The 14,324-nt window shown below is 36.6% G+C and carries 11 protein-coding genes and 2 pseudogenes; 7 read left to right on the top strand and 6 right to left on the bottom strand.

Going from position 1 to position 14,324, the window contains the following annotated elements:
• The 7 genes from LLA01S_RS03825 to LLA01S_RS03795 form a co-directional block, all read left to right on the top strand.
• Positions 1 to 692: isochorismate synthase (locus LLA01S_RS03825; protein ID WP_155719839.1), on the top strand; the 692-nt coding region annotated here is incomplete at its 5' end.
• Positions 693 to 733: 41 nt separating this feature from the next.
• Entirely contained in the window at positions 734 to 2,398 is a 1,665-nt protein-coding gene (gene menD / locus LLA01S_RS03820; protein WP_061777875.1) for a 2-succinyl-5-enolpyruvyl-6-hydroxy-3-cyclohexene-1-carboxylic-acid synthase, read from the top strand.
• Positions 2,388 to 3,203: a 2-succinyl-6-hydroxy-2,4-cyclohexadiene-1-carboxylate synthase gene (menH, locus tag LLA01S_RS03815; RefSeq protein WP_014572947.1), complete on the top strand. Its 816-nt coding sequence runs from the start codon at positions 2,388 to 2,390 to the stop codon at positions 3,201 to 3,203. The genes menD and menH overlap by 11 nt, the downstream gene beginning before the upstream one ends.
• Before the next feature lie 512 nt (positions 3,204 to 3,715).
• The gene (gene menB, locus LLA01S_RS03810) at positions 3,716 to 4,558 is read left to right on the top strand and encodes a 1,4-dihydroxy-2-naphthoyl-CoA synthase (RefSeq protein ID WP_011675699.1); all 843 of its coding nucleotides are present in this window, start codon (positions 3,716 to 3,718) and stop codon (positions 4,556 to 4,558) included.
• 157 nt (positions 4,559 to 4,715) lie between these two features.
• On the top strand, positions 4,716 to 6,071 hold the full coding sequence (gene menE / locus LLA01S_RS03805) for an o-succinylbenzoate--CoA ligase (RefSeq protein ID WP_032949742.1): 1,356 nt from the start codon (positions 4,716 to 4,718) through the stop codon (positions 6,069 to 6,071).
• Positions 6,068 to 7,180, top strand: coding sequence for an o-succinylbenzoate synthase (menC, locus tag LLA01S_RS03800; RefSeq protein WP_061777874.1), 1,113 nt, complete (start codon positions 6,068 to 6,070; stop codon positions 7,178 to 7,180). The genes menE and menC overlap by 4 nt, the downstream gene beginning before the upstream one ends.
• Before the next feature lie 385 nt (positions 7,181 to 7,565).
• Positions 7,566 to 7,976 (top strand): PaaI family thioesterase, encoded by a 411-nt coding sequence (locus LLA01S_RS03795; protein WP_011675695.1) that lies wholly within the window; start codon positions 7,566 to 7,568, stop codon positions 7,974 to 7,976.
• A gap of 7 nt (positions 7,977 to 7,983) precedes the next feature.
• Here LLA01S_RS03795 and LLA01S_RS03790 read toward each other — a convergent pair whose 3' ends face one another.
• The 6 genes and pseudogenes from LLA01S_RS03790 to LLA01S_RS03765 all read right to left on the bottom strand — a co-directional run.
• Positions 7,984 to 8,973, bottom strand: a complete 990-nt coding sequence (locus LLA01S_RS03790) for a LacI family DNA-binding transcriptional regulator (protein WP_021211633.1) — start codon at positions 8,971 to 8,973, stop codon at positions 7,984 to 7,986.
• Between the two features lie 86 nt (positions 8,974 to 9,059).
• Positions 9,060 to 11,279 (bottom strand): annotated as a pseudogene (locus LLA01S_RS12130) (glycoside hydrolase family 31 protein).
• Positions 11,280 to 11,305: 26 nt separating this feature from the next.
• On the bottom strand, positions 11,306 to 11,533 hold the full coding sequence (locus LLA01S_RS12975; RefSeq protein WP_232035052.1) for a hypothetical protein: 228 nt from the start codon (positions 11,531 to 11,533) through the stop codon (positions 11,306 to 11,308).
• A 158-nt stretch (positions 11,534 to 11,691) separates the two neighbouring features.
• A complete protein-coding gene (locus LLA01S_RS12970) occupies positions 11,692 to 11,847 on the bottom strand; it encodes a DUF624 domain-containing protein (protein WP_254245746.1) in 156 nt (51 codons plus the stop codon).
• Between the two features lie 176 nt (positions 11,848 to 12,023).
• A complete protein-coding gene (locus LLA01S_RS03770; protein WP_032949740.1) occupies positions 12,024 to 13,586 on the bottom strand; it encodes a type 2 periplasmic-binding domain-containing protein in 1,563 nt (520 codons plus the stop codon).
• Between the two features lie 62 nt (positions 13,587 to 13,648).
• Positions 13,649 to 14,311 (bottom strand): annotated as a pseudogene (locus LLA01S_RS03765) (carbohydrate ABC transporter permease); the annotation flags it as partial.
• Positions 14,312 to 14,324 lie beyond the last annotated feature (13 nt).

Here is a 14,324-nt window from a genome sequence, read left to right as displayed (position 1 = left end):
CCAGAGAACTTGAATTCCTAAGTCAAAGCCCTTTTGAGCTCGAAAGTATTCTCCAAAATCTTCTTGAAAATAATCCTAAGGCTTTTATTTTTGCTTATCAAAAAGAACAAAGAATTTTTCTTGGTGCCTCACCAGAAATCTTAGTTCAAAAAAATGGCAATCAGTTGTTGAGCTATGCTTTAGCAGGCACCTTTCCTAAAACAATGGAAAATGCGGCCGAAAAATTACTGACAGACCCTAAAAATCTTTTAGAACATGAGATTGTTGTCCAAAAAATCAAGAAAAATTTGCTTGAAAAAGCCGAATCGGTCAAAGTTGGTCAGACGGGTTTAATGGAGCTAAAAAATGTCTACCATCTTCAGACCTTATTGACCGCAAAAAGTTCTAAAAGCTCGCTCATTGATTGGGGAAAACATCTTCACCCAACGCCGGCATTAGGAGGTGAACCGCGACATGAAGCACTCACTTTTCTTAGAAAACATGAGAAGCATGAACGTGGACTTTACGCGGCTCCTCTTGGTTTGATTGATAATGAAGGCAACGGAACATTAATTGTTGGCATTCGTTCAGCTTTAATAAATGAGCAAAAACTTTATGCTTATGCTGGCTGTGGAATTATTCCATCTTCTGATGCTTTAGAAGAATTTAATGAAACCAAGGTAAAATTAAAAACGATTTTAGAAGCCTTATGACTTCTATTTAGAATATCAATCCATTAGAAAAGGACATAATCATGACCAATGAATATTTAGCTCCCTTTGTTGATGAACTTTTCAATCTCGGAGTACGTGAAGCTGTCTTTAGCCCTGGCTCACGTTCAACGGCTTTAGCCATGCTTTTTGAAGAATATAAAAAATACGATACTTATGTCAATATTGATGAACGTTCGGCCGCTTTTTTTGCACTCGGAATTGCTAAGGCAAATCGCCGACCAGTTGTGCTAGTTTGTACTTCTGGCTCTGCTGCTGCTCATCATTTTCCAGCTATTACTGAAGCAAAGATGAGTCGTATCCCACTCATTATTTTGACAGCTGACCGACCAGCCGAGCTTCAATTTGTTGGAGCGTCTCAAACGCTTGACCAAACCAGATTTTTTGGAAATTTCGTCAATCATTTTGAAAATCTTGAAGCCCCCCAGCCTCAAGCAAAAAACTTTTGGACTTATCCGCGAAAAGTGGCTCAACGCGCCTTTTTATCTGCCCTTGACCAGATGGCTGGACCTGTTCAAATCAACGTTCCATTGCGCGACCCTTTAGTTCCCGAATTAAAGAGTGAAAACTATGAAAAAGGACGTTCTAAACTGCCTTTTAAATTCTTTAAAGGTCAACAAAGCGCCTTTTTTGATGAAGCATTACTTTCTTCAAAAACACTGATTTTGGCAGGAGCCAATTCTGCTGAAAATTATTCAGAGTCACTTTTAAAACTCGCCGAACAATTAAAGGCACCCATCTTGGCAGACCCTCTTTCCAATCTTAGAAATCACAATTCTCCTTTTGTCATGGACAGCTATGATGCTTTTTTGGCAAATGATGACTTGAAAACTGACTTAAAAGCGGAGTCTATTCTTCTTTTTGGTCAGATGCCTGTTTCTAAAAGATTACAACAATTTATTGCCCTCAATGACGAAGCACAATTTATTCAAGTTGACCCTGCTTTAGTTTATCGCAATCCAAGTTTAACAACGACAATCATGGTCCAATCCAATGTCACAACTTTTGCAAATTCTATCCAAAAAGTGAATCAAGACTTTTCATATTTGGAGAAATGGCAAAAGGCCCAAGAAAAAATGCGTCATCAACTTGAAAAAGTGGCTCAGGAAGAAAATCCATTTGAAGGACGTTTCGTCCAAGAACTACAAAAACATTTGAAAGCACTTGACGCTCAACTTCTTGTTTCAAATAGTATGGAAATTCGCGATATAGATTATTGGTGGAAAAAGGAAGATTCCAAGGTCAGAATCTTAGGAAATCGTGGTGTCAATGGCATTGACGGAACCGAATCTACAGCGCTTGGTATTGCTACAACCGGAAAACCAACGGTTTTACTGACAGGCGATTTGTCCATGCTCCATGACTTAAATGGGCTAATTATTGGTAAAACGCATGAACTTAATCTGACAATCGTTCTTTTCAATAATGATGGTGGCGGAATTTTTCATCATTTAGCGCAAAAAGGCGTGCCAAATTTTGATTATCTCTTTTCAACCCCGCATGGCTTGAATTTTGAGGGCTTGGCTGAATTGACAGGTTTAGATTATCATTTGGTCAGTAATTATGCTGATTTTGGTCAGCAATTTGAAACTTCTATCTGTCAACCTGGCATTCATCTTTTGGAAATTAAAACGGACAAAGATTTAAGTTTGGCTTTGCATAAAAAATATACTTCTTATGAAAATTGATAAAAAAATAATGACGATTGCGGGTCTTGATTATGCTGTCAGTATTTGGGGAAGTGGGAAAATTATTTTTGCATTGCATGGTTTTTCCGAAAGTTCAAGCACTTGGCAGAAACTTAGTTTGACAGGTTACAAGATTGTTGCCATTGATTTATTAGGTCATGGTTCATCAGCAAAACCCGATACCCTTGCTCCTTACAAGCTTGATCAAGTACTGTCAGACCTTCATTTACTTTTCACACAATTTGCTGACGAAAAACCTTTTTCACTTTTGGGTTATTCAATGGGTGGGCGGCTTGCGCTCCGCTATTGTTTGGCTTATCCGTCGGCTCCCGTTGAAAAATTAATTTTAGAGTCAACAGGACCTGGAATTTTTAGCATCAGTGACCGCGAAAAAAGACAATTTACTGACGAAGAGTTGGCTCAGAAAATTCTTCTGAATGGCTCTGAATGGTTCGCCAATTTTTGGGGAAATCTTTCACTTTTTAACTCACAAAAAAAACTATCAGTAAAAATTCAAAAAGAAATTTGGCAGCGACGCGCTAATAATTCACCACTAGCTCTTGCCCAAACTTTGCGGGGAACAGGTCAAGGTCAGCTGGATTATATCGGGGACAAGATTTCTTTAGTAAATCCTGAAATTCTCTATCTCTCTGGTGATTTAGATGAGAAATATTCCAACATTGCCAAAGAGATTTTTGCGCCAAATTCTAATGTCACTTGGATTCCCGTCGCTGGCTCGGGTCATAATATCCACTTAGAAAATCCTGCCCTTTATCAAAAAATATTAGAGGAATTTTTGGCTTAGTCAAAAAGCTTTATGATATAATGGAAAAGTGATGCCTGTGCCATCCGTGCACTTGTCAGCAACATTCATTAGTCAAATAAATGAGTTTTTACAGGCAATTTGTCAGTAAAATCGAAATCTTATTAACTAGAATAAAAATAATTTATGTAAGTGAGTTTGTTCTAATCAGAATTATGAAACAAACCATATCTTATTTAACTGAGTTTGGTGCGCTAGAAACCTACGAAAAAAGATAAAAATTAGAACCTTCACTTCGTGAAGAACCATAATTTTTCCTATTTTTCTCAGTTTCTAAACAAGCGCCCCTCACATCTTATTTTAACTGAGTTCGGATTCGCAAAAGTTGATGAAAATAGATAAAATGGAACCTGGGCGGTGCCCAGAACCTCATTTTTCTATCTGTGCAACAAGTTGCTACGCTGTCCATTCTCGCTAAACTGCTAAAGCAGTTAGTCGAAATGGCAATTTTCATAACTTCTAAACGCTCGTCCTCACATCTTAAAGGAGAAATTGTGTCAAAATTTAACTGGGTTGCCCTTAATCGTAACTACGAAGATATTATTTATGAAACTTATAATGGAATTGCAAAAATTACCATTAATCGTCCTGAAGTTCGCAATGCTTTTCGTCCAAAAACAGTCGTTGAAATGATTGACGCTTTTAGTATTGCACGTGATGACACAAATGTCGGTGTCATTATTTTAACTGGTGCTAATCATGGCAAAGGTGAAGATAAAGAAGCCTTTTGTTCTGGTGGCGACCAAAAAGTTCGTGGAAATGGTGGTTATGTTGGTGAAGACCAAATTCCTCGTTTGAATGTTTTAGATTTACAACATTTGATTCGGATTACGCCAAAACCTGTTATTGCCATGGTTAATGGTTTTGCCATCGGCGGAGGTCATGTTTTACATATCGTTTGTGATTTGACTATCGCTTCTGAAAATGCAAAATTTGGACAAACTGGTCCACGGGTTGGTTCTTTTGATGCTGGATATGGTGCTGGTTTACTTGCCGCTATGGTTGGTCAAAAGAAAGCGCGTGAAATCTGGTTCCTCTGCCGTCAATATACTGCCAAAGAAGCAATGGACATGGGCATGGTCAATACAGTTGTACCTTTTGACCGTCTGGAAGAAGAAACTGTTCAATGGGCCGAAGAAATGCTGGCTCTCTCACCAATGGCCCTCCGTATGCTCAAAGGCTCGATGAATGCAGCGACTGACGGACTTGCTGGACTGCAACAATTTGCGGGAGACGCAACACTCATGTTCTATACCACTGATGAAGCCAAAGAAGGGCGCGACGCTTTCAAAGAAAAACGTAAACCTGATTTTGACCAATTTCCAAAATTCCCATAAACTTTTGAAAAATTGCTGATAAAGCGTCATTTTGGCGCTTTTTGTGATTTAAAAGTTACTGACAGCTTTTTAAAATTATGAAAAATTACTGACAGGATTTCTGTCAGTAAAAAAATACAAATGAAGGGAAAAATTGAGTTCACTCACATCTTAAATAATGAAATGGTTAAAAAAACAGGCGGAACTTTATCCCCAAAAAACATTTTTAAATGACTTTACTTTTGAACAAATCAATCAACGAGTGGATAAAACAGCAAGGCATTTAGCTCCACTCGTCGCTAAAAAGACTAGAGTTGCGCTCCTCTCAGAAAACTCTGTTGAAATGGCGGTTGTCTTGTTTGCCTTACTCGGTTTGTCAAAAGAGATTCTTCTTTTGAATACACATCTAACCACATACGAACTGACTGAGCAAGTCAATGAACTCGAAATTGATAGAGTCTTCAACTCTGATTTATTGAAAGAAAAAATGACTGACAGCATTTCTTTTTCAGATATTTTGGCAACAAAAGCTGAACCTGTAAGTCTGTCAGTCAATTTTCCTGACGAAAAAATCGCTGTCATCATGAATACTTCGGCGACTACCGGAAAATTTAAATCTGTGCCCATCACATGGGGCATGATTTCAAACCATGTTAAAGCCTCGCAAAAGATGCTCGGTCTTTACGAAGATGATAATTGGCTCATCATCTTACCTATGTTTCACGTCAGCGGATTATCAATCATCATGCGTAGTCTATACAACGCAACATCAGCCACAATTTTTGATAAATTTGATGAAAATCAGCTTCTAGAAGTGGTCAATTCTGGAAAAATAAACATGATTTCACTCGTTCCGACCATCCTGACCAGAATTGCCGACAAATTGAATGGAAATAATTTACGATTAATTCTACTTGGTGGTGAATTTATTCCTCAACCTTTAATCCAAAAATGCCAAGAATTAGCTTTGCCAGTCTATAAAACATATGGAATGACCGAAAGTTTTTCACAATCTGTTACTTTTAATATTTTAGATTTTCCAGATAAAACAATCTCTGTCGGTCGACCTTTACCAGGAGTTAAAATTGAAATTCGCAATCCTGATCTTTCTGGCGTTGGCGAAATTTGGCTAAAATCTCCCATGCTGATGAACGCTTATTTAGGGCAAAAGCCTTATGGTGCTGCTTTTGAAACAGGCGATATTGGCTATCTTGATAGGGATGGCTTTCTCTATCTGCTCAACCGCAGAAAAGATATCATCATTTCTGGTGGCGAAAATATTTATCCCAAAGAAATCGAAGATTTAGTATATTCTCTTCCTGAAATTAAGGAATGTGCCGTCGTTGCAAAAACTGATGCCAAATGGGGTCAAGTGCCGATTCTTTTTGTTTCAGGTCAGATTTCTAAGGAAAAATTAGAAAACTTTCTCACTGAAAAGCTTGCAAAATATAAGCGTCCGCAGACCATCATTTTCATGGATGAATTGCCCAAAAACGCTTCTGGAAAAATCTTAAGAAAAGAGCTCAAAGCATGAAAATTGAAAAAATCACAATGTTTCATGTTCAACTCCCTATGAAATTTAATTTTAAGACCGCCAAAGGTTCCTTAAATCTCCGCGATACAATTATTATAAAAGTTGAAAGTCCTAAGGGCCTTTCCGGATTTGGTGAAGTTGTTGCTTTCACGACTCCTTTTTATACCTCAGAAACTTTTGCTGATTCTTGGAAAATTTTGGAAGAAACTTACCTGCCAGAAATTTTGAAAAAGGAATTCTCACACCCTTTTGAAATACATGAATTTTTTAGAAGTCCCTTACCAATGGCACTGGCTGGACTTGAAAATGCGCTTCTAGATTTGTATTTTAAAGAAAAAAATGAAAATTTGATAGCTGGACTTTTCCAAGAAAAATTAGCTGATAAAATCCCACGTGGTGCGGTTATTGGACAAATGTCTGACGAGCAAACCATTAAGCAAATTGACCGACTTATTAAAAGTGGTGTCAAAAGAATTAAATTAAAAATTAGTCCACAAATTGGGACCGACTTGATTAAAAAGCTGGTAAAAAGATATCCACAAATTACATTTGCTCTTGATGCCAATCAAAGTTTTCAACTGACAGACTGGCCAGTCATCAAAGAGCTGGACGAACTTGGTCTGGATTGTATCGAAGAGCCTTTTGATATCAAAGATTTATCCGAATTAAAATTACTGACAGAAAACTTCTTAACACCAATTTGCTTTGACGAATCCGTTCAAGATTTGGAAAGTCTAAAAATGCTGACAGAACTCCCTTTCAAAACCATGCTCAATGTGAAAATTGGTCGTTTAGGCGGACTTTACCAAAGTCAAAAAGCTATTGAATTTTGCAGACAGCATCAGATTGGCTTTTGGATTGGCAGTATGGTTGAGTCTGGTATTTCTAAGATTTTACATGTCCAACTCGCCGCGCTTTCTGGAAATGCTATGGCCGGTGATTTATCTGATTCTAAGCATTATTTTGACCAAGACCTAATCAAACCAGAAATTTCTTTCCCAGAGGGATTTATGACTGTCCCTACTGGAGCTGGCATTGGCTTTACAATCAATGAAGAAGCGCTAAATCGTTATACTGTAAATAAATTGAGCTTGACCTCCTTGAAATGAGTGAAAAAAGAAAAAAACTGGAACCTCTACTTTCAGGTGAATCTTACTTTGCAAATTTCATCCACAACCTTGAAGCTCTGCTTCAAGCAAAACCACTTTTTTCCTACATACGCTCAGTTGTCTCTTTTGGCAATGTCGCTAGCTACGCCGTCCATTCCAGCTAAGTACTGTTCTTCGCTACGCTCGAATGTCCATGCTAAAGCGCAACGAGAATCGCAAGTACTTGCTGGCAGGGCAAGCGTCAGCCAAAAAGGGATTTTTTATCATTTCAAGACAGTCAGCGATAAACTGCCATCAGAGATATCAGCTTGTTGCTGTCCCTGAAGTCTATTCACTAAATGTCAAGACCCTAGGGCGGCCTCATATCTTATTAAGGAGATTTCCAATGAACATGATTGACCAACTCAATATCACAGATTTTCAAGTTTTTACTGACGAAAATTCTGACAAGTCTGTCAGTAAAATCTATAAATTCACAAGTAAAATGTTACTCAGCGATTTTCACGCTCAGCCGCACGGCTTTTTAAATGGTGGTGCAAGTCTTGCCCTTGCCGAAATCACAGCTGGTATGGCAAGTAATGCAATCGGCTCCGGTCAATATTTTGCCCTTGGTCAAAGCATTAACGCCAACCATCTCAATCCAAAAAAATGCGAAGGTTTCGTAAATGTCCGCGGTCTTCTCCTCAAAAACGGCAAACGCAACCATGTCTGGGAAATCAAAATCACTGACGAAAATGAAACTATCATTTCTCAAATCACAGTGGTCAACGCCTTGGTCCCACAAAAAAAACTCTGACTATTTGTCAGAGTTTTTTTACGCTATCCCGAATGATTAGGAGGCTTTCCGAAGAGTAATTTTCAGAAATTTCTTTTTCAATTGAATTAATCAAACTTCCCATTGCCACATTTCCCTTTTCAACTTGGTTAATGGCTACTGTTGTCAATTTAGGCGAGATAAATTCATCAAATTCTGCATCATCAACTCCTACTATCGAAATCTCTTTAAAAATTTGATTTAACTTTGCTGCCAAAATATCAGCAGTAGCATAAATTGCCGTAAAAGGCTGCTCCATTAAATAAACTGACACACTCTTCAAAATTTCCTGATAGTCTGCACTTTTTGTCGTTGCAAACAAAATTTCGCCCTTAAAAAATTTATGAAAAGCATGATAACGTTTTTCAATAACACTTGGTTCTTCTTGATTAAAGTCAAAACTATAAAATAGAACTTCTTCATGCCCCATTTCTGTGAGATGATTAGCAATACTTTCTGAAATTTTTTCCTCATTGGTGCCAATAAAATTTCTTAACTTATCATCTAATTTTTTTGTATCTTCAAAATAGGTATCTATATAACTGACTGGAGTTAATATCGCTTGATCAATTTGCAAAAAGTCTTTATTTGATACCCCGACCACAATAAAACCAGCGAAAGCCCAGTTTCTTTGAAGTTGCTCAATCCCCTTTGCATTTTGGACGGTATGAACCATTGTAAAATAGCCCTCCTCCTTCGCTCTTCGCTCAATCCCAGTTAAAACTGAAGAAATAAAAGGGTCGGTAAAATCTATGTTTTGAGATTTATTATAAAATAAGACACCGATTAATTTCGATTTTCCTGAACGTAAATTGGCTGCATTTTGGTTGGGAACATAATTATATTTTTTCACTAAAGCTTGAATTTTAGCTTTTGTCTCAGCCGAAACGCGTGAATCTTTCCCACGGATAACATTAGAGACCGTCATCACTGATACATCAGCCATTATCGCAATTTCTTTTAAAGTGATTTTTGTCATAGTCTTCGTTTCTAACAAGAGGAAGCATTCACCTATATGTTTAAGTTTTCAGAACCTCTGTCATCCTATTATACAAAGCTTCCTCTTTATTTTCCACTGTAAAGTAATTCAAATAGACTATTTTGTAATTCTTGATTTTCAATTGTTTTGATAAAGGCCACTTGTTTTTCATGTTCTTCAATCAAAGAGAGCTGCTGTAAAATTTCATCTTTTTGCTCATAAGAAATTTCTGCAATATCTAATCTTCTAAACAAAGTAGTAGAAAAATTCCAATCGAAATTTTCTTCTTTTCCATTTAAATCAATAGAAAAATCTCCTCTTTTAGCAGATACAATTTCATGTTCCCCGTAAATAATCGTATGTTTGCGAGAACTTTCTTTTTTACTTGTAACTGTAAAAATTCCATTAACAAATTCTGCTTTAGTTTCGTTGTCATCTTCTAATAAAAGATACTCACCATCGGCTCCAGGAAATATTTTCCAGATTATTTCACTAGGAATTTCTTCTTTTTTTAGAGGATTTTTATCTAGTGGAATAATAGCTCCTGCTTTAGCGAAAACAGGCATTTCTGTTATTTCTCGATAAATTTTCAGGCTGACCTTCCCATCATAAGGTTGACCGCTAAAAAAATCATACCAAGTTCCTTCTGGAAACCAAACCTCCACACTTCCCATCTGTAAAAGAGAATTCATTTTTTCGGTAATCGGTGCTACCATCAGTTGTTCACCAAGAAGATATTGATTTCGATGCTGATAAGCTTCTTCTTCCATCGGATATTCATAGTAGAGTGGTTCAACAAGTGCTCTACCTTCAGAAGCTGTTATTAAATTGGCGCTATAAAGATATGGAATTAATTGATGACGAAGTTGTAAAAAGTCAATCATTGATTGTTCAATCACCGCATCAAAATGCCAGGGCTCTTTACTAGTGAATTCTGATTTTGAGGAATGAAGTCGATTGATTGGTGAAAATACCCCAAATTGCAACCACCTTAAACTGAGCTCCGCATCTTTGTAACCTTGCATGTGCCCCCCAATATCATGGCTCCACCAAGTATAGCCAATATTTGAAGCTGTACTCGTAAAATAAGGCTGAAAATCCAAACTTGCCCATGAAATGACTGAATCTCCCGAAAATCCTAAAGGATATCGATGACTCCCTGGTCCAGCATAACGGCTCAAGATGATATTATTTTTATGCTTCTTTTGAGCATTTTGATATTGATAATGATTGAGTAACCAAAGTGGGTCAACTCCTGATTTAGAGATTGCCCCTTGTTGCCAATCAATCCACCAAAAATCAACGCCTTCTTTTTCTAAAGGTCCATGAACCTCTTCAAAATAAGCTTTTCGAAATTTTGGATTGTCAAAATCAAATTTTGCTGCCTCTTCTAATTCTGTATTTAAATCAAGCGTTTGAGCAACCTGTGGATAAAGGTCTTCAAAAGCACGAATTCCATCAGCCGGATGGTCATTCAAAGTTACTTTCAGTTTTCTTTGATGTAATTCATCAATAAAATTTTCTGGATTAGGAAATAAATTTCTATTCCATGAATAGCCTGTCCATCCAGAACCAAAACGACTTGGAACCTCTGATACTTTATGCCAATCCATATCAATCACACTGACAGATAAGGGAACTTTCTTATCAGTAAATTTATCCATCAAAGCCAAATATGATTTATCACTGTAATCGTAATACCGACTCCACCAATTTCCCAGAGCAAACCGAGGAAGTTGTGGTGTATTTCCTGTCAGCTGATAAAAATCTTTCAGAGCTTATCTATAATCCCGTCCATAAGCAAATAAATATAAATCAATTGTGCTGACAGAATTACCAGCAATATCTCCTACTTCTGTCAGAACTTTTCCTTTATCCGCAAGGACTGCAAAACCACTTTTAGACATAATCCCATCCTCTAAAGGACATTCACCATCAATCATATCCAAGGTTCTAGTTGTTCCTTTTAAATTCCCATCAGATTTTTCACCAAAATACCAGCGATTTGAATAAACAGAAAAGTTAAATTTTACATCAGCAAATAAACTCGCATTTGTAAATTCTCCACCATTGTAATAAAGATGAACCGTTGAGGTGATAATTTCAATCGTCTCTTCTTTTTCAATGATATCAAAATTGACCTCAGAAAACTCTCGATTTTGTACCATTTGTGTCATTCTATCTTCAAATTCACCGGTCTCACTATACTCAATACAAATCAAGTAATCAGTCAAAACCGTGAATCTAGCTTTATCAAATTTTATAATATTATTATTCATATATTTACTTTCTAATTCACTGACCATCCTGTCAGTAAATATCTCACTATAATCTAATGAGTCACTCTTTCAATTCTGTCAAAAACTTGTTTAATCATGATTGAATTGACAAGATTAATCACAGAAAAGCCACCAAAAGTTAAGAAATAAATCATTGTCAGTAAAGCGTACGGACTTGTAAAGCTGAAATAGATAATTAAACCATTAAAAATCAGTAAAAATAAACTTTGAAACCAATTTTGAATACTTATCAACAGAAGATTATAAACTGTTTTTTTCAAAGAATTTTTATATCTTCCAATATAAGAAAATCCATAAACGATTAGTAAAGCAAGAATTAAAGTGCCTATAAAAGCTGCCGTTCTCATTAAAAACGACAACAATAGTGGCAAATGACCCACTAAACGAAAATCACAGAATAAAATAAAAGTCAGCAAACTTAAAGTGGTAAAAAAATTGTCGCTTGTTTAAAATTTATTTTGAAGCTTTTAAAATAATTCTTGACCACACTTCCTTTTTTTTGATGCAATATTTTTTGTAAACTCGTTTGCAAGGCGCAAAAACTCGCTCCGATAGTAATCACTGGAAGTGACATTAAAATAAATAAAGTATTCAGGATTATCAAATCTGCAAAAAGCGCCATTATTCTCATTACTGAACTGTCAATATTTAATAGTTTTCCCATCTTATTCAATTTTTTTTACTGATAAGCTGTCCGCCACTTTTAATAATAGACCAGAGGTTTTTAGACCTCTGGTCTTTTATAACAAGCTATTTTTTCAAAGCTTTTTGGTAACGTTCATAAGCGTCCGTTTGTATTTTCAAATAGTCTTTTAGGCCCATTTGATTTAATTTTGCAATATAAGCCTCCCAATCTTTATCAATCCCACCTTTAGTAACCCATTTTGCTGTTTCTTGTGTTGTGTACGAACTCAAATCTGGATAAACTTGAGCAATTTTTTGTAATTCATCATTTGTATAAGTAACCGAAGGAAAGGCAGGTCGAGCATATTGTTTCAACTCTGCATCCATTTTTAATTTTTGTGCATCACCATTTGTAGGGGCTTCAAAAGTAACCTTATCATTCAAACTGTTATCCCATGATTTAGGCCCAAAATCTCGCAAAGAATTAATACACGCTTGAGTGTCTGCTGAGTTATCCCCAGTTGGTTTTAAAACTTTGTAAGCCTCACCTGATTTTTCAGTCCCAACTCCAAAAGCTCCATAATAATTTTGAATGGCTGCATCGTTAGTATAAAATTTATCAGCCCACTTTATTAGTGCTTTTACATTTTTAGCATGAGTCGTTACCATAAATTCATCTCGCCCTTGGTTAAAATGGTCAGGGTCAGACATCACATATTGATTTCCATCAGGGCCTTTTAATGCAGGAAGTGCAACATAATCTTTAGCATTTTTCCCAAAAGTTGCATCAGCTGTCCAACCAACTGACACACCAACTGTTTCAGTATCGGCCATTAATTTTGCTTGTGCTTGCGTAGGGTCTAGCGTGTACAATTCTGGGTCAATCAACCCTTTCGTATAGGCATCATGCATGGCCTCAATCCCTTTTTTGAAATTATCAGTCGAGCGAATATAAGCTGGTTTTCCATTCAACATCATCATTTCATTTGAATTATCAGCTCCTCGTAGAACACCAAAGGGTAAAGTGTAAGACATAGTGGGGTCAAAATTTCCTGTTCCATAAGGAATTTCATCTGCCTTCCCATTGCCATTAGGGTCTTTAGTTTTAAAAGCTTCCAAAACTTTCACAAATTCGTCATAAGTTGTTGGCATTTGTAAGCACAGCTTATCCAACCAAGCTTTGTTGATAAATAATTGATTCGCAATGATTGGACGCATTGGGGCTTCTTTAGGTAAAGACCAAATATGACCATCCGGACTTGTAATCATGGCTTTTAAAGCCGGATTCTTCTTCATTGCCTTTTGCAAATTAGGCATATCCTTGACATATTTTTCCAAGGGAATGAAATTAGACTGATTTTGAGCAATTTCTTGGTCTGTAAAGGTGATTGAACCCATAAAAGCATCTGGTAAATTCCCTCCTGCCATCAATGTTGACTTCTTATCTCCCCAATCCGTATTGAGATAAGTATCCCACTTCACATTAATTCCAGCTTCTTTTGCTAACTGATTTGGAAATTTAGTATAATCATTCCCCCAATCAGCCCAACGAACTGTTGCAACTGTAAAATCTTTATTGCTTGAATTCCCCTCTTTACTAGAGATTGAGTTTCCACAAGCAGAAAGTAAAGCAAGTGCTGCGAGCATTGAAGCCGCTCCAGCTGCAACAACCATTTTTTGATTTTTCATTTGAAAATCTCCTATAATTTAATTTTAAAATTACTAATTAATTCCTAATTCAATCTAATAACTTACTCTTTAATCGCTCCAACCATGACACCTTGATTAAAATATTTTTGTAAGAAAGGATAAACCATCATAATTGGGAGTGTAGAAACAACAATAGCTGCATATTTCATCATATCAGCAGTTTGACGAAGTTGTGAGGCTACGTCACCAGTAGCTTGACTTTGGAGTGTTTGGTTTGTAATCAATAATTGTCTTAATATTAATTGCAAGGGTTGCAGATTTTGGTCAGTAAGATAAATCAAAGCATTGAACCATGAGTTCCAAATTCCGACTGCTGTCCAAAGACCGATAACTGCCAAAATCGCTTTTGACAAAGGAAGAACAATTTGGAAAAAATATCTAAAGGTACTCGAGCCATCAACTTGAGCAGCTTCCCAAAGACCATTTGGAATAGACTCCTGAAAAAAGGTCCGAGCAACGATAATATTATAAGGGGAAACCGCAAAGGGAACAATCATGACCCAAACCGTATTCAAGAGTCCAAAATTTTTAGTCACCAAATAAATTGAAATCAATCCTCCTGTCACAAACATAGGAACAACATAGAGTAGCGAAATCCATTTTCTTCCAAATAAATCTCTTCGTGATAAGGCATAACCGACAGGGATATTAACCAATAACCCAAATGCTGTCCCTGCAACTGTATATAAAATAGTATTAAAATACCCGAATTGCTAG

It is taken from the genome of Lactococcus cremoris subsp. cremoris NBRC 100676 (assembly GCF_001591705.1).
GTDB classification, from domain to species: Bacteria; Bacillota; Bacilli; order Lactobacillales; family Streptococcaceae; genus Lactococcus; species Lactococcus cremoris.
This window is presented reverse-complemented; position numbering and strand designations above follow the sequence as displayed.